Genomic DNA, 21,989 nt, shown 5'->3' with positions numbered 1-21,989 from the left:
TCGTTACCCGGCCTGGCCGGGTGTGATGATCTGGAACGACCCGTTGTCGAATTTCACGTAACAGGACTCGGTGCTCAGCGGCGGCAGTTTTGTTGTCGGCACTGCGGCGACCCGCGAACTTACGTTTTGCTTGCAGGGCGGAAGGCTGACCGGGCGAAAACCCTTTTTAGCCATGCACTGAGCCTCGACTTGTTCGCGCAGCCCTTGATTGACATCAACGGTATACACCCGCCCCGGTTGCCACCAGCCGCCAGAACGGTAACACCGTCCACGGCCATCGCAATAAGTGCGACCGGGCCAGTAAGTGGGTGGGCTTTGTCGCACCTGATTGGCGACCGGAACCTCTTTAAGCGCCAGAACCTGACATTGCGTGGTCTCTGATTGTGCACGCGATACGCTTTCACCCTCGCGGTAATACAGCGAAAGCGGGCCGCTGCATGCGGACAGGGCGACCATCGGAATAAGCAAACGAAGCACTGTTTTCATGGGCTTATCTTGCCGTAGCTTTACGGGTATGACAATTTAATTGACCGCTATCGGGGCATCTGTCATTCAAAGATTTCAGGCAGAAGGGCCAGAAACATGAAGGTCATAATATGCGGTGCCGGTCAGGTTGGCTGGCAGATTGCACGGCACCTGTCGGGCGAACTCAACGACGTAACGGTGGTGGACAACAACCCCGATCTGGTGCGTCGCGCAACCGAGACGCTGGATGTGCAGGGGATCGCCGGGTTTGCCAGCTACCCGGATGTGCTGGACCGGGCAGGGGCTCGGGATGCCGATATGATCATCGCCGCGACCCATTCGGACGAGGTGAACATGGTCACCTGTCAGATGGCGCATTCGGTTTTCTCGATCCAGCGCAAGATCGCGCGCCTGCGATCCAAGTCTTACCTTCAAGCGATCCACTCGGACCTGTACCGCCGCGATCACTTGCCCATCGACGTGGTGATCAGCCCAGAACGCGAGGTGGCCGCTGCTGCCATGCGCCGACTGTCGGCGCCGTCGGCCTTCGACACCGAGATGTTCATGGATGGTAAGGCACAACTGCTGGGCATCCGCATTGACGAAGACTGCCCCATCATAAACACGCCGCTGCGCCAGCTGACGGATCTGTTTTCGACGCTCAGCTCAATTGTTGTAGGGGTTCGACGCGACGGCAGCCTGTTTGCTCCGGAATCCGAGGATCAGCTGTTTGTCGGCGATGAATGCTATGTCTTTACCAATGTCAAAGACGTGGACCGCACGATGGAGGTCTTTGGCAAGACGCAAAAGAAACAGGACCGCGTGGTGATCGTGGGCGGCGGAAACGTCGGGCTTGAGGTCGCGCGGACGCTGGAAGAACGTGAAAGCCGGGTGCGTGCCAAGATCATTGAGCGGGATCGCCATTGCGCTGAACTGGCCGCCGAAGCGCTGGAACGCACCATCGTCCTGAACGGGGACGGTCTGGATGCGGCCTTGTTGCGCGAGGCCGGGATCGAACGTGCCGACGCGATGCTGGCGGTCACCGATGACGACCGCGCCAACATGCTGGCTGCTGTACGTGCCAAGGCCGAAGGCTGCGCGCTGGCGATTGCGTTGATCAATGACCCAAGTATGGTCGCTTTGATGGGGCCGCTTGGGATCGACGCCTATATTAACCCGCGTGCCACCACGGTTAGCTCGATCCTGCGACACATTCGCCACGGACGGGTACGGCAGGTATACTCAATCGGAGATGCCGAGGCTGAAGTGATTGAGGCCGAGGTTCTCTCGACCTCTCCTATGGCCGGGCAGAAATTGCGTGACATTGATTTCCCCGAAGGCGTTTTGGTGGGCGCGGTTCGCAAGGGCGATGAGCTGCTGCGTCCCACGGGCAGCCTGAGGATCGAGGAGAAAGATGTGGTGGCAATCTTTGCCATGACCAAGGACGTCCCTGAGGTTGAACGGCTGATGCAGGTTTCGATCGATTTCTTCTGATGATGCGCGCGCGAACACAACGGATCGGTCTGGTGCGGCGCTTGCCGTTGTTTCTACTGATCTGGGGCGTCGTCTCGGTAGCCATGTGGATCCCCGCTATCTACGCACTGGCACTGGATGACCACGACACTTCGCGGTCGTTCTTCTATTCAGGGTTGCTGGGTTTGTTCGTGGTGGCGACAATTGCGATGGCGTCATCGAGCCGAGTGCCGCGCCGCGGGACACTGGGGCAACTGGCGGTGTTATTGGGGTGCTTTACCGTCCTTCCGCTGTTCCTCGCCATCCCTCTGCATGACGCATTGGGAAACACGACTTTTCTGAATGCCTACTTCGATATGGTCAGCGCACTTACGACTACAGGTGCCGACATTTTCCCTGATCCTGACCGTCTGACGGCACCTCTGCATTTGTGGCGCGCGCTGGTGGGTTGGATGGGCGGTTTGCTGATGTGGATTTCTGCAGCAGCAATCCTTGCACCACTGGCGCTTGGAGGGTTCGAAGTGACAGCGCGGGGGCAGCCCGGTCGCCCTGTCTCGGGCGTGGCGCAAAGCGAAAAGGTCGACCCGCGCGGGCGTTTGATCCGGGTGACATTGACGCTGACACCGGTTTATGCAGGCCTGACGGGGGTGATCTGGTTATTGCTGCTGATCGCGGGAGAGCAAGGATTGACCGCCATCTGCCATGCCATGTCCACGATGGCCACGTCCGGTATTTCGCCCGTAGGGGGGCTTGAAGGGGCGCAGGCCGGTATCACCGGTGAAGCGATTCTATTTCTGTTTCTGTTCTTTGCCTTGTCGCGGCTGACCTTTTCCACCGACACTGCCACGACAGGGTATTCGCGGCTGGACAAGGACCCCGAGTTTCGTATCGGCCTGTCGATCGTGATTGCTGTTGCAACGCTGTTGTTCTTCCGCGTTTGGGCTGGAGTCAACGAAATCGGTGGTACGCTGCATCCGGTTGAAGCCATGCACGTGTTTTGGGGGATGACGTTTACTGCGCTGTCTTTTCTAACCACTGCAGGGTTCGAAAGCTCCAATTGGAACGATGCACAGCAACTTTCGGGGTTGGGAACTCCAGGGCTGATCCTGATGGGGATGGCCCTGATTGGTGGCGGTGTCGCGACCACTGCGGGTGGTGTCAAACTGTTGCGCGTGTTTGCTCTGTACCTGAACGGTGCACGCGAGATTGACCGCCTGATCTATCCTTCGTCTGTCAGTGGCGTCGGCGGTGGCAACCGACGCATTCAAAGCGACGGTGCCTTTATCGCGTGGATTTTCCTGATGATGTTCGCACTGACGGCGGCGTTGTTCAATCTGCTGCTTGCAATGATGGGGGCAGGGTTCGAACAGGCGATGGTACTTACCGTGGCGTCACTTAGTACGACGGGTCCGCTCATCGAACTGGCTACGGATATCCCGATCCGGATCGTTGACCTGTCCGTCGGGGCCAAGCTGACCATGTGCGCGGCGATGGTAATTGGGCGTTTGGAAACATTGGCGATCATCGCGTTGATTACGCCAAGCCTCTGGCGAGACTAAGATTCAACAGTCTTGCAAAGACTGATTTTTGATCTGGAAACTCGGTTAACTCCACTCCATACTCAGCCAGAGGGAGCGCGTTGGTCCGCAGCGCGTAGCAAGAACAATGGCGAGATAAATAAATATGGCTTCGGACAGACAGAATCTGCAGGACGCGTTCCTGAACAATGTACGGAAAGCAAAGGTCCCGGTCACAATATTCCTGATCAACGGCGTGAAATTGCAGGGTGTAATCACCTGGTTCGACAATTTCTGCGTATTGTTGCGCCGCGACGGACAGTCGCAGCTGGTCTACAAACATGCGATTTCGACGATCATGCCGTCGCAGCCGATCAGCCTGTATGAGGGCGAAGACGCCTCTTGATGGAACATGACAGGACGCGCACCCGGGCCTGGGTGCTGCATCCGGAAATCAAATCTGATGAACAGCGCCGTGTTCCCGAACCAGCGCTGGAAGAGGCGGTGGCACTGGCTGCCGCTTTGCCCGATCTGGATGTGATCGGGTCCGAAATTGTGCGTCTACAACGTGCCCAGCCCGGGCTGTTGTTCGGCAGCGGCAAGATCGAAGAACTGGCCGAACGGCTGCACGACAGCGAAATCGAACTGGTTCTGATCGATGGGGCTGTGTCGCCTGTCCAGCAGCGCAACCTTGAGAAGGCGTGGAAGGTTAAAATCCTCGACCGCACCGGCCTGATTTTGGAGATTTTCAGCGATCGCGCCCGCACCCGCGAAGGCGTGCTGCAGGTCGAAATGGCGGCGCTCAGCTATCAGCGTACCCGTCTGGTGCGGGCCTGGACCCACCTTGAACGGCAACGGGGTGGATTGGGGTTTGTCGGTGGTCCCGGTGAAACCCAGATTGAGGCCGACCGCCGTGCCATTGACGAACAACTTGTCCGTCTGCGGCGGCAACTGCAGAAAGTGGTAAAGACCCGAACGCTGCACCGCGCCGCACGTGCTAAGGTACCATATCCGATTGTTGCTTTGGTCGGCTATACCAACGCTGGAAAATCCACGCTGTTCAACCGCCTGACCGGGGCCGAGGTAATGGCCAAGGACATGCTGTTCGCCACGTTAGACCCAACCATGCGCCGGGTCGAATTGCCCGACGGCCCCGAGGTGATCCTGTCGGACACCGTGGGTTTCATCTCAAACCTGCCGACCGAACTGGTTGCGGCCTTCCGGGCGACGCTCGAAGAAGTTCTGGGCGCCGATATCGTGGTCCATGTGCGCGACATCAGCCACGAGGATACCGACGCACAAGCGCGAGATGTCGAGGCGATTTTGACCTCACTGGGTGTAGACGAAGAACGCCCCCGGCTTGAGGTGTGGAACAAGATCGACCTGCTGAACGGCGATGAGCGTGAGGCTGCCTTTAAGCGGGCGGACCGTGACCCGTCGATTTTCGCCATATCGGCGGTGACCGGCGAAGGGGTCGAACCTCTGCTCGCCGAGATTGCAGCCAAGCTGCAAGGCGCGCGCCACCAAGAGACACTGTCTTTGGATTTTGCCGAGGGGAACAAGCGGGCATGGCTGTTCCGGCAGGATGTGGTGCGGTCCGAAAAGCAGACCGAGGATGGATTTGAGATCACCGTTCTGTGGACAGACAAGCAGGCGGCGCAGTTCGCGGCGCTTTAAAGATCAAGCTCCGTCAATCTGTCTTTGATGGTCGTCCGTGTCGAACCACTCGGATGAGGACTGGATCTTGTGGTCCGGGGTCAGCTCCCATTCGGCCCAGCCTCGGGTGACCACAAGGTTGCCGGTTTCCGCGTGATGGCCTTCCAGCGTCCAGACAAAAATTGCGTGCGCTCCGGCCCATCGCAGCATATCGCATCTTAATTCCAGATCGGGAAAGTCGGCAAAGAATCCCCGCGCCACGTCGGCAATAGCCTCGCGGCCGACCATGGGTTCCTTCCGGTTGATCGAAATCTGCCCGTCACGCGCAAAGAATTCGGCCACCGCGTTCGGGTCTCCCGAGCTCCAGGCGATTGCGTAGTCGCGTGCGAGATTGTTCAACCTATCCCGTATACTTGCCATTTGTGCCCCCGGTCCCAACTTGTTGGTCCCCAGATCGTAGGCGAAAAGACGGGTGCGCGTCCACGGTACCCAAAAAAAGGGGCAAGGTCCTGCCGAAACAGGCGAAATCAGCGCGGGATCAAGTTCGTCACACCAACAGCAGCAGCCCGTGCCAGATCGAGGTCCAGCGACATCGGAATGTACTCTCCCCGCCGCCACAGCTGCGCCTGATCGTCATAATAGCGCGACAGGAAATGGCCGGACTGGCCGGTGGCGGTGATAAAGACTGAACTGTCCGGATCAGCGAAGTCATAGACACCGCGGTAACCCGCGCCGTGTACGTTGCGGAACGGGTGCTTGCCTTCGCCTGAGGTGCGACCGCGCAGAAGGGTGTTGTCTCCACCGCTGGTGGATTGGCGGATATTGACGAAGAACCTCAGAACCGGGACCGAGCCCAAAACCGGGTGGTCGTGGGTGGCCTGATGCGCATCGCCCCAGCGCAGGGATTCCAGTGCGCCACCGTAATTCTCGGAAATCCAGATGATTGCGTCGTCCAGTGCCAACCGCGCCATATCGGTGCAGGTCTCGGTCGGGGCGCTTTGGCGGACGTCACACCAGACCGATGCCCCGTCGATATCGCGGTAGACCCGTTCGATGAACAACGGCTCAACATGCTTGTATTCGGCAGCCAGCGGGCCCAATTCATCCGAGATCAGCCGGATCTGCAGCGCCCGCAACCATGCAGCATAGATCAGCGGTTCGGGGAGGTGTTCGTTCATCTCACCATTCCACTCGGCCAGCAGGGACAGGGCGATCTGGCGTTGGCGTTCGGGTGTGCCCTCGGGGGCCGAGGCGCCGGTGAACCACAGGTCTGCACCGATCAGCGGCAACAGTGAGCGGGCAGTGAAACTGACGGTGTCCAGCTGCGCCTCGATAAAGCTGTCGCGGGTGTGGACCTCGCGCGACTGCATCAGGCGTTCCCAACGGTGCACGCGCTGGGTGTCGCCCCATTCATAGGATACATGCTCGGGGAAGGGACGGTTGATGATCTTGTTGTTGGTGTTGCCCAGAATACCCCCCGCTGGAGCCACGAATTCGGGGTTGTCTGCATAGGGCAGACGGCCCTGCCACAGGTTTTCGGCCAGCCAGCCGGGCGTCGGGATACGGCCACGGCTTTGGTTGCGCAGGTCGCGTTTCGGCATCGCTCCGATGAGCTTGAGGCCGATTGTGTCCTTGTCAACCAGCGACAGGTTTTGTGAGGGCGATATGAACAGCTCGGCCGCATCGATGCCCTGACGGACGCTGTCCGCATTCATCAGCGCCATCGACGCCGTCATCGATGTGTCACGCGGGCTGAGTGCCGTCCACGACAAGGAGGCGACGTGGCCGGGGGGTGTAATCGTTTCAAGATCATAGTGACTGCCGGGCAGGACCGGGCCGTTTTCCGTCCAGCGCAAGGTCAGGGTGATCGGCGCCTGGTCTTTGATCTCAATGATCGAAGGGCGAGTGCGGAATGTTTTGTAACCGTCCGGCGTCAGGTATTCTTCTGGGTTTTCAGGGTTCAACTGTTCGATATGTACGTCCTGATCGTCCAGATACGAAGACGTCAGACCCCAGCCCAACCGGTCGCTGCGCCCCGTCATGATGGCGGGAATGCCGGGGATGGTCGCGCCGATCACTCCGCCCTTGGCCAGTTCCAGTCGAGCCAGATACCAGACGCCCGGTGCCGTGAAGCCTAGATGGGGATCGTTGGCCAGCAATGTGCCACCGCTCGCTGAACGGGAAGGTGCGGCGGTCCATGCGTTCGAAGCTCCGGCCAATCCGCGTTTGGGGAAGGGGGACAGCGGGCTGTCGGGCGTCGGCGTGCCGCGAGCGTAGCGCGGCACATTCGGAAACAGCGCGGCATATTCGGGCAGGGCGGCGATACCTGCACCCGGCACGTCGGGCAGGATATCGGCCAGCCGTTCGGGGTTGTTCAGTATCAAGGACGTGCGCGCACGCAGCACTTCATCCTGCAGATGGCCAGACAGCTGCAAACCCATCAGTTTGATCACCGCGATACTGTCGCCGGGCTGCCACGGGGACACGGGTGCGTTGAACAGAAACATCTCGGGCGCACCACGGCCCAAGGCGGCCTCGTTGATCTCATCCAGCCTTGCATTCACCCCGGCAGCATAGGCACGCAGCGCGGCTTTGGTGTAATCATCCTGCACTTCGACCGAGCGGTGAGCCAGCCCGTACAAGTCCAACCGGCGCAGCAGCTTGTCGATATGAACAGTGCGGGTGCCGAATATTTCGGACAAACGGCCTTGGGCCGTGCGGCGCATGACGGTCATCTGCCACAGGCGATCCTGTGCATGGGCATAGCCAAGACCAAAGAACACATCCGGGTCGTTCTCGGCCAGAATATGAGGGACATTGGCAGTGTCGCGAATGATCTCTACAGGGGCCGTTAACCCGCTTACTTCAAACGTTTGATCATAGTCCGGTAGGGATTGGCTGGCCAGGAAATACACCAACCCAACAGCGGCCATGGCCAGCAGGATCAGACCCGTTGTAATGCGCACCAGCCAGCGAAAAACCAAACCCATTTGCGGCCTTTAATCCTGATCCATTTCCAATTGCGGCAAGACTAGTGGATGGTCGCATTGACCGAAAGAGGAACAGCCCGGGAATATTCGCGAATCCAGAGCCATAAGTAAAAAACCCGCCACAGCGGCGCTGTGACGGGGTCCATTCGAGGGGCGCGTGGTAGCCTGGAGTTATGGAATAATCCGCGTGTATTTGGTGCCTTCGACTGTTGCGCCGAATTTCAGTCCGGCCTGTCCGAATACGACGGCCAGCACCGGTGAACGCAGTGTCGTTGTGTCCGTGGATAGGGAACTTCCTGTTGCATCAACGACATAGCCAATATCGGCGCCGGCAGTCCATCCGCTGGAGCGGCGGAAATCATTCAGTGCATCCTGCGTCATGAAGAACAGGACATGTGCATATTGCTGAGCGCCGATTTGCAGGCCGGCAGTTCCGGAAATTGCGGAGTAGTAGTCAACTGTTGCGCCTTCTATGCGCAACGCGCCCTGACCGTAGGCGCCGCCAAAGAAGATTAGACCGGCGTCGGTGATCAGGGGCATAACCAACATGCCAGTGGCTTTATTGGCGATCTCAACCGTGTTGGGATATTTCGCATACATCTCGGCAAGCGTGGCATCGACGCGGGCGTCGATCTTGGCTGCGTTGGTGCTGCCGACGCCATTGCCGCAGGCTGCGGTTACCGTCAATCCGGCCATGCCAAAGGCAAAGCCACGACGGCTCAATTGGGGTGCATTGGAACTGCTCATGTTTTTTCTCTGTATAACTGCCTGATATGTCGGGTGATCCCGATCTTATGTGCAAGAATACGCCGATTGCGGCTGCGTGTCACGGGAAAGCTGAGTGACCGCAGGCTTCAATCGGCAAAAAATCGCGACAATTAGGGGTTTTAGCTCTGAAGGATGCGTGCGACCTCGGGCGCGAAGTAGGTTAAGATGCCATCACAGCCCGCGCGTTTGAATGCCAGCAGGCTTTCTAGCATCACCTTCTCACCATCAATCCAGCCATTCTGTGCGGCGGCCTGAATCATCGCGTATTCGCCCGACACCTGATAGGCATAGGTCGGCGCTCCAAAAGCGTCTTTCACCCGGCGGCAGATATCCAAATAAGGCATCCCCGGCTTGATCATCACCATGTCAGCGCCCTCGGTCAGGTCGCGTTCGATCAGGCGCAGCGCTTCGTTCGAATTGGCCGGGTCCATCTGATAGGTTTTCTTGTCTCCGATCAGTGCGCCCGACGCGCCAACCGCATCGCGGAACGGCCCGTAAAAGGCGCTGGCGTATTTTGCGGCATAGCTGAGGATCATCACGTTCTGATGCCCGGCCGTTTCCAGTGCTTGGCGCATCGCGCCGATGCGGCCGTCCATCATGTCGGAAGGGCCGATGATATCAGCACCGGCCTCGGCCTGAGCGAGGGTCATCTTGACCAGTGCCTCGACCGTTTTGTCGTTCACAATTTCGCCATCGTCCACATACCCGTCATGCCCGTTGATGTTGTAGGGGTCCAGTGCCACGTCGGTCATCACCGCGATGTCCGGAGCTGCCGCTTTGATCGCGCGGATGGCACGGTTGGACAGGTTGTCGGGATTCCAGGCCTCGGCGCAGTCTTCGGTTTTCAGGCTGGGGTCGGTGTAAGGAAAGATGCAAATCGCCGGGATTCCAAGTGCCTGCGCCTCGACCGCGGCCTTGGCGATCAGATCAACCGAGCGGCGCACAACGCCGGGCATCGAGGGTACGGGTTCCTCCACACCTTCGCCGTCTCGTACGAAAACCGGCCAGATCAGATCATCGGTGGTCAGCGTGTTTTCCCGGACAAGACCGCGCACGGCCTGCGATTGGCGCGCCCGGCGAAAGCGGGTCAGGGGATAGGGGGCGATGGTCGGTTTCATGTCGCGCTCTCCTTGAATATTCCCGCATTGGGTGGCATGAATTCCATGTGGTCTCAAGGGTCAGGATGATCGCACCCGTGCGAAACAGCCCATCAAGACTGGGAACAAAGGGCTGACGCTTGGACTTATACTCTTCGCTTTTCGAAATCATCGACATGCGCAGCTTTTCGAATCTGTGGTACTGGATCATGCTGGCCGTGTTGTGGTCGTCGGCCAGCCACTGGGCGATGGGGGTTCCGTTCGATCTGCTGGTGCGGGCCCGACGGGTCGGCGGGCAGGCCGAGCGCGACTTGCTGGACATCGTGCGAATAAACGGAAATCGCATTCTTTTCATCGTTGACAAATCCGGGCTGGTCCTACTTGGGCTGAGCTGTTTTTTCTTTACCGGCTTGGCGATGCTTGGGTTCTATTATGGTGTCGAATTTGCACAGGCCGTGTTTTTGTTGTTGTTTCCGGTCTGTCTGGTGATGCTAATCAACATCCGGGCGGCGCGGAAATTGCGGCAGGGCGAGGAGACGCTGAAATTTACCGGCAAGGTTTTGACCCGCTGCCGGATCTATACGCAGATCATTGGGATGATCTCGATCTTGATCACGTCGCTTTGGGGTATGTATCAGAACTTCTCGATCGGGGTTTTGGGGTAGGAAATTCGGAAAGGCTAGGCGATGACGGCTCCGAACCACGTAACAGTTGGCGGCGCTCCCGAGGGTTTTGACGCGCAGCTTGTCCTGAACGAGATTGCGCGTTCCGGCGGGCCGGTTTGCCATGTGGCGCGAGACGACAAGCGGATGGAGGCGATGCGTGCAGCACTCGCCTTCTTTGCGCCGGATATGCCGGTGTTTGTCTTTCCGGGTTGGGATTGTCTGCCTTACGACCGAGTCTCGCCTAATGCCGATATCGCTGCTGCCCGAGTGGCAACACTGGCGGCGCTGGTGCATCAGATGCCGGACCGATTTGTTCTGCTGACTACGCTGAACGCCGCGACTCAGCGTGTACCCGCGCGGGAAGTGCTGCGAGAGGCTGCTTTTACCGCACGCGTGGACCATCGCGTTGACGAAACCGCGCTGCGGAACTTTCTGGTGCGGATGGGGTTCACACAAAGCCCAACGGTGATGGAGCCCGGTGACTACGCGATCAGGGGCGGAATCATCGACATCTTCCCTCCGGGCGAATCCGGCCCCGTAAGGCTGGACCTGTTCGGAGACGTTCTGGATGGGGCGCGCCGGTTCGATCCGGTCTCACAACGCACCACCGAGAAGCTGGACGTGGTGGAATTGGCCCCGGTCTCCGAAGTCATTCTGGACGACGCCGCGATCACCCGGTTCCGTCAGAACTATCGCATCGAATTCGGCGCCGCAGGCACCGACGATCCGCTGTATGAGGCCATTAGTGCAGGTCGCAAGCATCAAGGGATCGAGCACTGGCTGCCCTTTTTCCACGAGAAATTGGAAACCCTGTTCGATTATCTGCCGGATGCGACCATCACGGTTGACGATCAGGTCACGCCCGCGCGGCTTGCGCGATGGGATACAATCGCCGATCAGTACGAAACCCGGCGGCTGGCGCTTGAAAACCGCTCGCGCATGGACACGGTGTATAAACCCACGCCGCCCGGTCTGCTCTATCTGGACGATGCCGCGTGGGATCAGGCGGTGGGCGACCGGCGGGTGCTGCAATTCAGCCCTCTGCCGCAAGCCAGCGGTCCCGGAGTGATTGACGCCGGTGGTCGGATCGGACGCAACTTTGCCCCGGAACGGCAGCAGGAAAGCATCAGCCTGTTTGGTGCTTTGGCCGGGCATATCACGGACAAGATGTCAAAAGGGCCAGTGCTGATTGCATCTTATTCCGAAGGCGCGCGCGAACGTCTGACTGGGCTGATCGAGGATGAAGGTCTGGCCGAGGCGATCCCCGTCACCGATGGGACTCGCGTGGGCAAGCGAGGTCTACATCTGGCTGTTTGGGCGCTGGAACACGGGTTTGAGACCCCCGATCTGACGGTCATAGCCGAACAAGACGTGCTGGGCGACCGTCTGATCCGCCAGCCCAAGAAACGCCGCAAGGCCGAGAACTTTCTGACCGAGACGCAATCGCTCAGCCCCGGTGATCTGGTGGTGCATGTCGACCATGGCATCGGGCGCTACATGGGGATGGAGGTCGTCACGGCCGCAGGTGCCGCCCATGAATGCCTACTGCTGGAATATGCCGAACAGGCCAAGCTGTATCTGCCAGTCGAAAACATCGAATTGCTGTCGAAATACGGCCACGACGAAGGTCTGCTGGACCGACTGGGCGGCGGTGCATGGCAGGCCAAAAAGGCCAAGCTGAAAGAACGCATCCGCGAGATGGCGGACAAGCTGATCCGCATCGCCGCCGAACGCGCCTTACGCAAAGCCCCGGTGATGGACCCGCCCCCACACGCTTGGGAGGAGTTCAGCGCGCGCTTTCCGTACCAGGAAACTGATGACCAATTGCGTGCCATCTCGGAAGTAATGGAAGACATGCACTCTGGCGCGCCAATGGATCGTCTGATCTGCGGCGATGTGGGCTTTGGCAAGACCGAAGTGGCGATGCGTGCGGCTTTCGTTGCCGCCATGTCCGGGGTACAGGTGGCGGTTGTCGCGCCGACCACGCTGCTGGCGCGCCAACACGCGGCGTCGTTCAAGGAACGCTTCCGGGGCTTCCCACTGGAGGTTCGGCAACTGTCGCGCTTTGTCTCGACCAAAGAGGCGCAGCAAACCCGCGACGGGCTGGCGCGTGGCACGGTGGATATTGTCATCGGCACCCATGCGCTGTTGGCTAAGGGGATACGCTTCAATAACCTCGGCCTGCTGATCATCGACGAAGAACAGCATTTCGGCGTCGGCCATAAGGAGCGCCTGAAACAACTGCGCTCGGACATTCATGTGCTGACCCTGACCGCCACGCCGATCCCTAGGACGTTGCAACTGTCGCTGACCGGTGTGCGCGATCTGTCGATCATCGGCACTCCGCCCATCGACCGTTTGGCCATACGCACCTATGTCAGTGAGTTCGATGCAGTTACCATCCGCGAGGCGCTGCTGCGCGAACACTATCGCGGCGGACAGAGCTTCTATGTGGTCCCGCGCATCTCGGACCTGCCCGAGATCGAGGAATTCCTGAAAGAGCAACTGCCGGAACTGACCTATGTGGTGGCGCACGGGCAGATGGCGGCGGGGGAGCTCGACGACCGGATGAACGCTTTTTATGACGGCAAGTATGATGTGCTGCTGGCCACGACGATTGTGGAAAGCGGGTTGGATATTCCCACGGCCAACACGATGGTTGTGCACCGGGCGGATATGTTCGGCCTTGCGCAGCTCTATCAAATTCGCGGCCGGGTGGGGCGGTCGAAAACCCGCGCCTATGCCTATCTGACCACGAAACCCCGCCAGAAACTAACCGCCACGGCCGAGAAGCGCCTGCGCGTGCTGGGTTCGCTGGATACTTTGGGCGCCGGGTTCACGCTGGCTTCGCAGGATTTGGACATTCGCGGCGCCGGCAACCTGTTGGGCGAAGAACAGTCCGGTCAGATGCGCGACGTGGGCTATGAACTCTACCAGTCGATGCTGGAAGAGGCGATTGCCAAGATCAAAGCCGGTGAGATGGAGGGGCTGTCGGATGCCGATGACCAATGGGCACCGCAGATCAATCTGGGCGTTCCGGTTCTGATCCCCGAGGACTACGTGCCAGACTTGGACGTGCGTCTGGGCCTCTATCGCCGCCTTTCGTCACTTTCGACCAAGGTCGAACTGGAAGGCTTTGCCGCCGAATTGATCGACCGTTTCGGCACTCTGCCGAAAGAAGTGAACACCCTGATGCTGGTCGTGCGTATCAAGGCCATGTGCAAACGCGCGGGCATTGCCAAGCTGGACGGCGGACCGAAAGGTGCCACGATCCAGTTCCACAATGACAAGTTCGCGTCGCCTCAGGGGCTGGTCGAATTCATCCAGAACCAGCGCGGGCTGGCCAAGGTCAAGGACAATAAAATCGTCGTACGCCGCGACTGGAAAAAGGACAGCGACAAGATCAAGGGAGCCTTCGCGATCGCCCGAGATCTGGCCGAAAAAGTGATGGCCGAGAAGAAAAGGGCCAAGGCCTGAGCAGCAACTCCAAAGTCGTGCTAAACTGGGAACATTGATTGACAGTATTGGAGGACTTGCATGCGTTGGCTTATGTCGACAGTTATTCTTGCCGCTCTCCCGGCTTTTGCTGAATCGCCCAAATCGCTGAATGTCACAGGAACATTTGAAGAGTACGAAGAACATGGCGATGAAATCGAACGAGGCGCGTCGGTGAATGTCAGCGGTGTGGCCTGTATGGCCGACGGGTTGTGTTTTGCTGCCGCCGATGAGGGGCGTTTTGTTCAGACCTTTAAGCTTGAGAAGGACGCTCTGTTCGTCGGGCAGCGGGTTTACATGGCCGAAACCAAGGACAAGAAGAAGTCCGAGCTGAAGGACTTTGATCTGGAGGGGGTGACGGTCGCGGGCGATAACCTGATCGTGGTGGGTTCGCATTCGCGCGGGCGGAAAAGCTGCAAATCGCCAACGCGCAACACGCGTATTTTCTGGGGCGAGGTTACGCCGCAGCATATCGGCACCCGGGTACCGTTGTCGCAACAAGAGGTATCGCTTGAGCCGCTGTTTGGGAAATTCGATCAGTTGAGCGCAGCCTTCAATGTTCCATTGCAGCAAAATGGATTGAATATCGAAGCCGTCGGCGCCGTGGGTGATCGCTTGTTTATCGGCTTCCGCGCCCCTTATCCCGAAGTTGAACCAACCCGTGTACTGATTGCCGAAACTACGCTCGACGCGTTGGAGAATGAGGATTTTTCTGGTGCCAAGCTACACGAAGTGCAGCTCAACGCCGAACCCGGACGCGGTATTCGTGGTATGGAAGCCCAAGGCGATGATCTTCTTTTGCTGGTGGGGGACGCTGGAGTTGCCGCGGGTGAGGGAGACGAGGAAGGTTGCGATCAGAACAGCCCGCATAGGTTCGACACGTTTTCGTTGCACCGCTGGACGCCCGGCCCCGATGCCGCCGAGCGTGTGATGGACATCGTACCTCCGGAGGCCGACTGGAAAGCCGAAGGGTTATTACCTCTTGATGAAAACCGGGTGGTGGTCTTTTTTGACGGTCCAGAAAACGGTTCTCCGCAGATTTAGGAGTTACCTTAATCGCCGCTGACAAAGGTACATAGTTGCCAATCGCCCGCGTCCGATTTCACAAACGCGACGCGGTAACCGACCATCGACCAGAGATAGTCGCTGTGAATGTAACCTTGTGTTCCATCGGTGAGCAGAACGCGTTGGTATTCCGCATCTTCCTGGTAGTCGCGAATGATTGCGATCTCATGGCTGATGAGACCCAAGGTTGGCGCGTCGCGGTCAGCCGATTGCCGCAGAGCCACATTTGATCCGGTGACGAAATAGGCCATGAACGGGTCCAGTGAGGCGGGCAGGGTGATCTGCCACTGATGCGGCATCCAAAACTCACCCTCATCATCGAAATAACCGGGCTGGGAGAGTGTGTTTTCCAGATCGGTCCAATACGCGTCCCGCAGGGTGTCCGCGTTTTCGCGGTACTCTTCAGACAAGGTCTCGGGGTCGAGGGTCAGATTGGCCCGCAACTCTTCCGGGCCGCCATCTCCACCGTGACTCAGGTAAATGTCGGGGCAGGCTGCCGCAACAACAGCATCGGTATCCCGCGCAGCCACATTGGCCAGCAGAGCATCGCGAAAGGCCACCAGAGACGGGTCCTGCGTGGCCTGATCGACCGGAGGGAAAGACTGCCGATCCGCCTGGGCGGGGCCGCTTAGCAGGGCGACCAACAGCAGGGCGTATCTCATTCGGCGGCCCTCATCGCCGCCTGAGCGCAGAAGCACGACGCGCCGACTGCACGGTCGGCGCGTGCCAGCGCTAGGTCGAGCCGTTGTTTGATCTGAACGATCTCGACGGTTTCAGCACGGGCTTTCAGGCAGTCATGCAGGCCCTTGAGGCTCCAGACATTGTCAGGATGGATCGAGGCGCGGCTGAGCGTCCCGCCCAATCCCAGATCTTCACGATAGACTGTTTCGGCCTCGGCCACATGCCCCTGTTCGAACAGCAACGCCCCTAGCGCATGGCGGGTGGGCTGCATCCACCCCCATGGTTCGTCATAGGGCAGCGTGTCGTCCAACTCGACCGAGCGGCGCAGGTGGGCATAGGCAATCTCATAGTTACCTTTGCGGTATTCGATCTCACCACGCAGCATTTCGCCGGCGATTTCTAACAGATCGATCACGCGGTTGTTGTGCAGCAGGCGGGTTTCGGGGACGCAGGCCTTGGCAGACAGGAACAGTTGTTCCTCGGCCTCGGCCTCGGCGACCTGATCCGTGGCGGCATGGGCGATGGCACGGGCGTAATGGGTGGTCGCCGTCAACGTGCGATAGAGATCAGGGTCCGAGGGCAGTTCAAGCGCCTTGGCCTCTTCCCACCGGCCAAAGCGTATCAGGATGTGCGGGCCCATCGACATGTAACTTTCGAAGTAATCCGCCATCGGAGGGCTTTCGATGCGCAGCATATCTTCGGGCGTGGTGTCCCACATCCCCTGATTTGCGCGCAGGGCTGGTTCCATCTGCCCAAGGAACAACGCGCCGTAGATGACAAAGTGATAATCGTGCTGGCGATAGCCGGTATAGATGTTGAACGCGCCTTCGCGCTCATAATACTTCAGATCAGCCTCAATGGCCTTTTCGTTCCAGTAAACAACGTTGTGATAGTGCCCGCACAGCACGTCGATATGGGTGGGCATATGCACCAGATGGCCTGCGTCAGGCACCAGCGTACGTAACACATCCCCGGCCTTGAGCGCCTTTTCCGGTGTCGGCGACATCTCCATCAGATGTACATAAAGGTGCAGCAGACCCGGGTGAGACATGGCAGCGGGGTCGTTGGCCATCGCGTCTTCCAGCGCCCTCTGCGCCTCAAGCGTGGCGGCGCCTTCGGCGGGCTGACCAGATTTAAGATCCCACATTTGCCAAGGGGTCAGGTTCAGCAATGACTCGACATAGATTGTGCGCAGGTCCAGATGGTCGGGCTGTTCGGCAAAGGCCGTGCGCATGGCATCCGCGAAATCGTGATCCCAGCGGTGCATCTCCGGGATCGGGTCGCGCTGCGGGTATCGGGCGGGCAGGGCGCGGATCAGGGCCTGTTCGACCGGGGTGCAACTGTCGAGCAAAGCCGTGGCCTGCTGCGTTGCGTCATAGGCTTGTGCCAACGCTTTTTGCTGCCCGCGCGCGTCGCGCAAATCCCAAGGCAGGTTATAGTTCGGGCCGGCGGCGTAAGCGATCCCCCAGTAGGCCATGGCACAACCCGGGTCATGTTCAGCCGCGCGCTGGAAACAGACAACGGCCTCTTCGTGGTTATAGCCGTAGGTCCAGACCAAGCCCCGGTCGAACCAGAGCTGCGCCTCGGGCGAGGATGTGGTGACCGGACAGGAATGGGACCCCAGATCGTAATCGTAACGCATTGAAAACCTCCGCTCGGATCAAGGGAAGGTTAGCGGGATTCGCGCTGTCTGCACAGGTCAGGCGGGCAGTCTGTTTTCGATCCGGCCCATATGCAGCATCAGGCCAAAGCCGGTTACGCTCATGACCAGAATGCCGGTGGTGAGCGGGGTCAGCGAGCCGTCAAACAGTAACCCGATGGGGGCTGCGATGGCTGCGGCCAGAACGGTTGAGACCGCACCGATGACAGAGGCCGCCATGCCGGCGATATGGCCCATCGGCTCCATCGCGATGGCGTTCAGGTTGCCCATCGTCATGCCCGCCATGAAAAAGATCGAGGTCTGCCAAAAGACAAACACTGCAAAGGACAGGTTCGGCGACAGGGGCATCGCATTCAGGCTGATGACGCCCAAGGTGATGACGATCTGCGCGCCCAAAGCCCAGGTCACCAGCCGCCGCATCCCCACGCGGATCACCAGCGCCGCGTTCAGCAGGCTGGCGGAACCGGACATCAGAGCGACAAAACCAAACCAGAAAGGAAAGCTGTCGGCGCTGTCGTGAATCACGTCATAGACCGGTTGCACCATGGTCAGTGTGGTGAACAACATGCCCAGGCACAGGGTCTGCACAAAAATCGACACCCGGACGGTGGGATGTGTGAACATCTCACGAGCGGAGGAGGCCATCAGGGGCAGGCGCAGCGGCCTGCGGTTCGCGGGCTTCAGGGATTCCGGCAGGCGCAGGCCCATCCAGACGATAGTTATCATTGAGAACAGGATGAACGAGACGAAGATTCCGCGCCAGCCGGTTAAGGCGATCATCCCGGCCCCCAGCATCGGCGCCACGGCAGGCACCAGTGTAAAGATCATCATGGCGATGGACACGATCCGCGCCATTTCACGGCCCGAGTACAAATCGCGGATGATCGCCATGGCAACCACGCGCGGCGCGGCGCACCCGACACCTTGCGCAACCCGGGCGATCAGCAGCAGTTCCAGCGAAGAACTGGCCCAGGCAACGGCGGCTGAAACTATGTACAAAGCCGAACCGACATAGATTACCGGCTTGCGACCAAACGCGTCGGACAGCGGCCCCATGAAGAACGTGCCAATCCCCATGCCCAACACGAACGAGGTCAGAATCAGCTGAGCCCGGTTGATGTCATCGGGGCTGAGTTGCGCGCCGATTTCGGGCAGCGCTGGCAGCATCGAGTCTATAGAAAACGCAATAGTCGCAAACATCATTGCGACAAGTGCGATGAACTCACCTTTTGACATGCGATTGGCCATTGCGCCCTCCTGACCTGATCGCGCTATCACGACATGTCAGGCGGTGCTAGGTCTCAATGCGCACAGACCCCTGTGCTAATTTGCAGGGAAAGCCTCAAGTTGAGACATGATCTCACCGATCACTTTTTCCCACATTTCAGGCGGTTGCGCGCCCGGAACAGCATGTTGATTGGCTACGATGAAGGTCGGCACCGAGGTCACGCCCATCTGGCGCGAATGGGTGTCGCGCGTACGAATGTCCTCGCGGTCGGCGTCGGATTTCAGCAGTTTCTGCACGACAGCTGCGTCCATGCCGACACTGTCGGCGATATCGGCCAGTACTTCGTGGTCGCCGATATCGCGGGCCTGCACGAAATAGGCGTCGAACAGGGCGTCCACGACCTCATTCTGTTTGCCCTCAATCCCGGCCCAGTGAATCAGACGGTGGGCGTCCAGCGTGTTGGGGGTGCGTTTCATGCCTTCGAAATCAATGCTCAGCCCGGCATTCTCGGCATGTTCAACCACCGGCGCGTAGGCCTGCACGGCACCGTCCTTACCGCCGAACTTGCGTTCCAGATACTGGCGCCGGTCCATGCCTTCGTCCGGCATGTCGGGGTTCAGCTGGAACGGGTGCCATTCGATCACCATCGGATGATCCGGGATCGCAGCCAGCGCCTTGTCCAGATGGGTCTTGCCGATATAGCACCATGGGCAGATCGGGTCTGACATGATGTCGAGTTTGACGGTCTGGGTCATGGTGTGGTCGCCTTGAAATAGGCCGGCAGCGCCCGGCGCAGGAGTTTTCCGTTCCCGCCGGTTGGCAGTTCAGGCAGGTGAATGAACGCGCGTGGCTGTTTGTACCGCGCCAAGTTTGCCTCCACATAGGTTTGCAAGGCGGAATCGTCCAGCTTTTCCGGCCCGGTATAGAAAGCGGCGATCACGAATGTGTCTTCTTTGACCTCAACCGCCGCCGCGCCGACCTGTGTGATGCCGGGGAATTTGGACAAGGTGGCCTCGACCTCGACCGGAGAGACGCGATAGCCGCCCGCATTCATCATGTCATCGTCGCGGCCCAGATAGGTGATCTGCCCGTCGACAGCCATGGCACCCTGATCGCCGGTCAGGAACCAATCGCCCTGCATCCGCGCCTCGGCCTCGTCCGGTGCGTTCAGATAGGTCAGCATCAGGCCGGGGTCTGAGCGGTGAATGGCGATGGTGCCCTCTTGCCCCTGAGGTACAGGGCCTTCCGGCCCAAGGATCGCAATCCGGCGGCCCGGTTGTGGCTGCCCCAGCGACTCGCCCCGCGCCGGATGAGCCGGGCTTGACGAGATGAAGGTGGAACACTCGGACATGCCGTAGGCTTCGTAGAGTTCGGTCCCGGTCGCCTCGACCCATTGCGCGTGCAGGTGCCGCGACAGCTTCTCACCAGCACAGAGGCCGTGGCGGAGCGCCGGCAGGTGCAGGTCATCCGGTGTTTTCAGCAGCTTGCGAAACACGCCGGGGGCCGCCGCAAAGATCGTGGCTCGATGCTGCCGCAGCAAGCCGGGCAGGGCGTCCGGGTCGGTTCCGGGTTCAGGGATCAGGGCGGTTGCGCCGATGGTCCAAGGGTCCATCAAACCAGTGCCCAGCGTATAGGTCCAGTTGAATGCGCCCGCATGGCACAAGCGATCCGTATCCCGCAGCCCGTACCAGCCATCGACCATCATCTGGCGTGCCCAGATCGCGCGATGCGCATGGGCCACGGCGCGCGGCTTGCCGGACGTGCCCGAGGTATAGACGACATAAGCCAGCCGCTCGGGGTCGCCCATTTGAAACGCGGCCGGGGGTAGGGTGCGCATTTCGGTCAATTCGGACAACTTGATCTGCAGTGGATGTGGCGCGCAGGCGGCGGCCGGGTCCCTCAAAATGGCGGCCGGTTGCAGATCTGCGATCATGCGCGCCGTTTCCGGCTCGGTCAGTTGCGAGGATGTCGGGACGGGCACGATCCCCGCCGCAATCGCCCCAAGATAGGCAATCGGAAAATCGACCGTGTTCCCCAACCGCATCAGCGCAATGCCACCGGGTTTCAACCCTGCGTACAGCAACCCGGTGGCGGTGCCCAGAATGGCCGATTTGAGCGCGCGATAGCTCCAGTCCTCAGCCCCGTCGGACCGCAGCACCGACAGCGCGATCTTATCGGGATCTTCGTCCGTGCGCCGCAGCACATGTGCGGCCAGATTGAAGGGCGCGGGGCAGGGCAAAGGTGGCCCCTGATCAAAAACAGACAGCATGGCAACTGGCTACCTTGGTGCTTGGCGCGTTGCAAGCAGGACGGGCTGGGCCTATAGAGTTGACCCATGAGCACCAATGAACAGCCTTCCCTGATCCGTATTGCCCGGGACTCGGGCGACCATGCCGAGCTTGAACCGCTTGATTTAGGCGCGCGCGTGCGCCAATTGCGCAAGGCGCGGAACTGGACACTGGAACAGGCGGCCACGCAGGCCGGGCTTGCACGCTCGACCCTCAGCAAGATTGAAAACGGTCAGATGTCGCCCACCTATGACGCGCTGAAAAAGCTGGCGATCGGGTTGGAGATCTCGGTGCCGCAGCTGTTTACGCCGCCGCAACGGGATCAGGTGATCGGGCGCATGTCGGTAACACGGATGGGCGAAGGCGCCGCACATCCCACAACGACGTACGAACATGAACTGCTGGCCGAAAACCTGACGAAAAAGCAGATGTTGCCCTATCGCGCCCGCGTACGCGCGCGGTCAATGGATGAGTTTGAAGGCTGGGTTCGCCACGATGGCGAAGAATTCCTGTATGTGCTGACGGGGGTTGTCCAGCTATATACCGAGTTTTACGAACCCGTCGAAATGCGTCGGGGGGACAGCGCTTATTACGACGGCAGCATGGGGCACAACGTGATTTCGGTCAGTGACGAGGATGCAACGATCCTCTGGGTCACGTCACTTGCTTAAAGACCGGCTGAACTCGCGGTTCAGGCCTTCGGTAAACAGAAAATCCTCAAGCTCTTCGTGTGCTTCATTCACGGTCAGGTGATGGCGTTCGGCCAAATATGCTTCGAACCCTTTTCGATCTTTACTCAGCCGCACCTTGTCCTGATCGCGCAGGTTCGGAAAACGCCGTTTTGCACGGGAATACATAGCGTCCCAGTCTTGCGTCAGGTCAGTCCAGTTCAACATTAGTCAGCTTTCCGTAGTTCGGGTTTCACGGCTGCTCGGCCCTCA

Annotated in this window: 19 protein-coding genes; 8 read left to right on the top strand and 11 right to left on the bottom strand. The window is 59.5% G+C overall.

Annotated features, from left to right (window positions below; all coding sequences use genetic code 11):
• Window positions 1–3: 3 nt before the first annotated feature.
• Window positions 4–486, bottom strand: coding sequence for a hypothetical protein (locus tag GOW98_RS00190; protein ID WP_170328869.1), 483 nt, complete (start codon window positions 484–486; stop codon window positions 4–6).
• A gap of 96 nt (window positions 487–582) precedes the next feature.
• On the opposite strand from GOW98_RS00190, the gene trkA reads away from it, so the two are divergent.
• From trkA to hflX, 4 genes are all read left to right on the top strand, one after another.
• The gene (gene trkA / locus GOW98_RS00185) at window positions 583–1,959 is read left to right on the top strand and encodes a Trk system potassium transporter TrkA (protein WP_170328868.1); all 1,377 of its coding nucleotides are present in this window, start codon (window positions 583–585) and stop codon (window positions 1,957–1,959) included.
• Entirely contained in the window at window positions 1,959–3,497 is a 1,539-nt protein-coding gene (locus GOW98_RS00180; protein WP_170328867.1) for a TrkH family potassium uptake protein, read from the top strand. The genes trkA and GOW98_RS00180 overlap by 1 nt, the downstream gene beginning before the upstream one ends.
• A 124-nt stretch (window positions 3,498–3,621) precedes the next feature.
• Complete coding sequence (hfq, locus tag GOW98_RS00175; protein ID WP_010440340.1) at window positions 3,622–3,861, top strand: RNA chaperone Hfq; 240 nt, start codon at window positions 3,622–3,624, stop codon at window positions 3,859–3,861.
• Window positions 3,861–5,132 (top strand): GTPase HflX, encoded by a 1,272-nt coding sequence (gene hflX / locus GOW98_RS00170; protein ID WP_170328865.1) that lies wholly within the window; start codon window positions 3,861–3,863, stop codon window positions 5,130–5,132. Before hfq ends, hflX begins: the two co-directional genes overlap by 1 nt.
• 3 nt (window positions 5,133–5,135) lie before the next feature.
• Here hflX and GOW98_RS00165 read toward each other — a convergent pair whose 3' ends face one another.
• The 4 genes from GOW98_RS00165 to hemB form a co-directional block, all read right to left on the bottom strand.
• The gene (locus tag GOW98_RS00165; RefSeq protein WP_170328863.1) at window positions 5,136–5,531 is read right to left on the bottom strand and encodes a nuclear transport factor 2 family protein; all 396 of its coding nucleotides are present in this window, start codon (window positions 5,529–5,531) and stop codon (window positions 5,136–5,138) included.
• 107 nt (window positions 5,532–5,638) lie between these two features.
• Window positions 5,639–8,101: a penicillin acylase family protein gene (locus GOW98_RS00160; protein WP_170328861.1), complete on the bottom strand. Its 2,463-nt coding sequence runs from the start codon at window positions 8,099–8,101 to the stop codon at window positions 5,639–5,641.
• A 171-nt stretch (window positions 8,102–8,272) separates the two neighbouring features.
• The gene (locus tag GOW98_RS00155; protein WP_170328858.1) at window positions 8,273–8,848 is read right to left on the bottom strand and encodes a YSC84-related protein; all 576 of its coding nucleotides are present in this window, start codon (window positions 8,846–8,848) and stop codon (window positions 8,273–8,275) included.
• Between the two features lie 140 nt (window positions 8,849–8,988).
• Window positions 8,989–9,987 carry a porphobilinogen synthase gene (gene hemB, locus GOW98_RS00150; protein ID WP_170328856.1) on the bottom strand — a complete coding sequence of 333 codons (999 nt, stop codon included), beginning with the start codon at window positions 9,985–9,987 and terminating at the stop codon, window positions 8,989–8,991.
• A gap of 119 nt (window positions 9,988–10,106) precedes the next feature.
• On the opposite strand from hemB, the gene GOW98_RS00145 reads away from it, so the two are divergent.
• The 3 genes from GOW98_RS00145 to GOW98_RS00135 are packed head-to-tail and all read left to right on the top strand — an operon-like array spanning window position 10,107 to window position 15,170.
• Window positions 10,107–10,631 (top strand): component of SufBCD complex, encoded by a 525-nt coding sequence (locus tag GOW98_RS00145; RefSeq protein ID WP_170328854.1) that lies wholly within the window; start codon window positions 10,107–10,109, stop codon window positions 10,629–10,631.
• Window positions 10,632–10,652: 21 nt separating this feature from the next.
• Entirely contained in the window at window positions 10,653–14,108 is a 3,456-nt protein-coding gene (mfd, locus tag GOW98_RS00140) for a transcription-repair coupling factor (RefSeq protein ID WP_170328852.1), read from the top strand.
• A gap of 60 nt (window positions 14,109–14,168) precedes the next feature.
• On the top strand, window positions 14,169–15,170 hold the full coding sequence (locus GOW98_RS00135; protein ID WP_170328850.1) for a DUF3616 domain-containing protein: 1,002 nt from the start codon (window positions 14,169–14,171) through the stop codon (window positions 15,168–15,170).
• Window positions 15,171–15,178: 8 nt separating this feature from the next.
• On the opposite strand, the gene GOW98_RS00130 is transcribed toward GOW98_RS00135, so the two are convergent.
• The 5 genes from GOW98_RS00130 to GOW98_RS00110 all read right to left on the bottom strand — a co-directional run bounded on the left by GOW98_RS00130 (window position 15,179) and on the right by GOW98_RS00110 (window position 21,029).
• Window positions 15,179–15,853, bottom strand: coding sequence for an SH3 domain-containing protein (locus GOW98_RS00130; RefSeq protein WP_170328848.1), 675 nt, complete (start codon window positions 15,851–15,853; stop codon window positions 15,179–15,181).
• Window positions 15,850–17,514 (bottom strand): hypothetical protein, encoded by a 1,665-nt coding sequence (locus GOW98_RS00125; protein WP_170328845.1) that lies wholly within the window; start codon window positions 17,512–17,514, stop codon window positions 15,850–15,852. Before GOW98_RS00125 ends, GOW98_RS00130 begins: the two co-directional genes overlap by 4 nt.
• 57 nt (window positions 17,515–17,571) lie before the next feature.
• Entirely contained in the window at window positions 17,572–18,780 is a 1,209-nt protein-coding gene (locus tag GOW98_RS00120; protein WP_170328843.1) for a multidrug effflux MFS transporter, read from the bottom strand.
• 75 nt (window positions 18,781–18,855) lie between these two features.
• Entirely contained in the window at window positions 18,856–19,515 is a 660-nt protein-coding gene (locus tag GOW98_RS00115) for a DsbA family oxidoreductase (RefSeq protein WP_170328841.1), read from the bottom strand.
• The gene (locus tag GOW98_RS00110) at window positions 19,512–21,029 is read right to left on the bottom strand and encodes a class I adenylate-forming enzyme family protein (protein WP_170328839.1); all 1,518 of its coding nucleotides are present in this window, start codon (window positions 21,027–21,029) and stop codon (window positions 19,512–19,514) included. The genes GOW98_RS00115 and GOW98_RS00110 overlap by 4 nt, the downstream gene beginning before the upstream one ends.
• Before the next feature lie 66 nt (window positions 21,030–21,095).
• On the opposite strand from GOW98_RS00110, the gene GOW98_RS00105 reads away from it, so the two are divergent.
• The gene (locus tag GOW98_RS00105; protein WP_170328837.1) at window positions 21,096–21,719 is read left to right on the top strand and encodes a helix-turn-helix domain-containing protein; all 624 of its coding nucleotides are present in this window, start codon (window positions 21,096–21,098) and stop codon (window positions 21,717–21,719) included.
• Here the strand turns inward: GOW98_RS00105 and GOW98_RS00100 are convergent.
• Window positions 21,708–21,944, bottom strand: a complete 237-nt coding sequence (locus GOW98_RS00100; protein WP_170325112.1) for a hypothetical protein — start codon at window positions 21,942–21,944, stop codon at window positions 21,708–21,710. The two genes, GOW98_RS00105 and GOW98_RS00100, sit on opposite strands and share 12 nt — an antisense overlap.
• Window positions 21,945–21,989: the final 45 nt, after the last annotated feature.

Origin of the sequence: Ruegeria arenilitoris, assembly GCF_013032445.1 — a bacterium.
Taxonomy (GTDB): domain Bacteria; phylum Pseudomonadota; class Alphaproteobacteria; order Rhodobacterales; family Rhodobacteraceae; genus Ruegeria; species Ruegeria arenilitoris_F.
This window is presented reverse-complemented; position numbering and strand designations above follow the sequence as displayed.

Coding starts and splice junctions, on each gene's coding strand:
- GOW98_RS00120 (WP_170328843.1), bottom strand. CDS start 18,780: ATGGCCAATCGCATGTCAAAAGGTGAGTTCATCGCACTTGTCGCAATG.
- GOW98_RS00105 (WP_170328837.1), top strand. CDS start 21,096: ATGAGCACCAATGAACAGCCTTCCCTGATCCGTATTGCCCGGGACTCG.
- GOW98_RS00165 (WP_170328863.1), bottom strand. CDS start 5,531: ATGGCAAGTATACGGGATAGGTTGAACAATCTCGCACGCGACTACGCA.
- GOW98_RS00155 (WP_170328858.1), bottom strand. CDS start 8,848: ATGAGCAGTTCCAATGCACCCCAATTGAGCCGTCGTGGCTTTGCCTTT.
- hemB (WP_170328856.1), bottom strand. CDS start 9,987: ATGAAACCGACCATCGCCCCCTATCCCCTGACCCGCTTTCGCCGGGCG.
- GOW98_RS00160 (WP_170328861.1), bottom strand. CDS start 8,101: ATGGGTTTGGTTTTTCGCTGGCTGGTGCGCATTACAACGGGTCTGATC.
- GOW98_RS00110 (WP_170328839.1), bottom strand. CDS start 21,029: ATGCTGTCTGTTTTTGATCAGGGGCCACCTTTGCCCTGCCCCGCGCCC.
- GOW98_RS00135 (WP_170328850.1), top strand. CDS start 14,169: ATGCGTTGGCTTATGTCGACAGTTATTCTTGCCGCTCTCCCGGCTTTT.
- trkA (WP_170328868.1), top strand. CDS start 583: ATGAAGGTCATAATATGCGGTGCCGGTCAGGTTGGCTGGCAGATTGCA.
- GOW98_RS00130 (WP_170328848.1), bottom strand. CDS start 15,853: ATGAGATACGCCCTGCTGTTGGTCGCCCTGCTAAGCGGCCCCGCCCAG.
- GOW98_RS00100 (WP_170325112.1), bottom strand. CDS start 21,944: ATGTTGAACTGGACTGACCTGACGCAAGACTGGGACGCTATGTATTCC.
- mfd (WP_170328852.1), top strand. CDS start 10,653: ATGACGGCTCCGAACCACGTAACAGTTGGCGGCGCTCCCGAGGGTTTT.
- hflX (WP_170328865.1), top strand. CDS start 3,861: ATGGAACATGACAGGACGCGCACCCGGGCCTGGGTGCTGCATCCGGAA.
- GOW98_RS00180 (WP_170328867.1), top strand. CDS start 1,959: ATGATGCGCGCGCGAACACAACGGATCGGTCTGGTGCGGCGCTTGCCG.
- hfq (WP_010440340.1), top strand. CDS start 3,622: ATGGCTTCGGACAGACAGAATCTGCAGGACGCGTTCCTGAACAATGTA.
- GOW98_RS00115 (WP_170328841.1), bottom strand. CDS start 19,515: ATGACCCAGACCGTCAAACTCGACATCATGTCAGACCCGATCTGCCCA.
- GOW98_RS00125 (WP_170328845.1), bottom strand. CDS start 17,514: ATGCGTTACGATTACGATCTGGGGTCCCATTCCTGTCCGGTCACCACA.
- GOW98_RS00190 (WP_170328869.1), bottom strand. CDS start 486: ATGAAAACAGTGCTTCGTTTGCTTATTCCGATGGTCGCCCTGTCCGCA.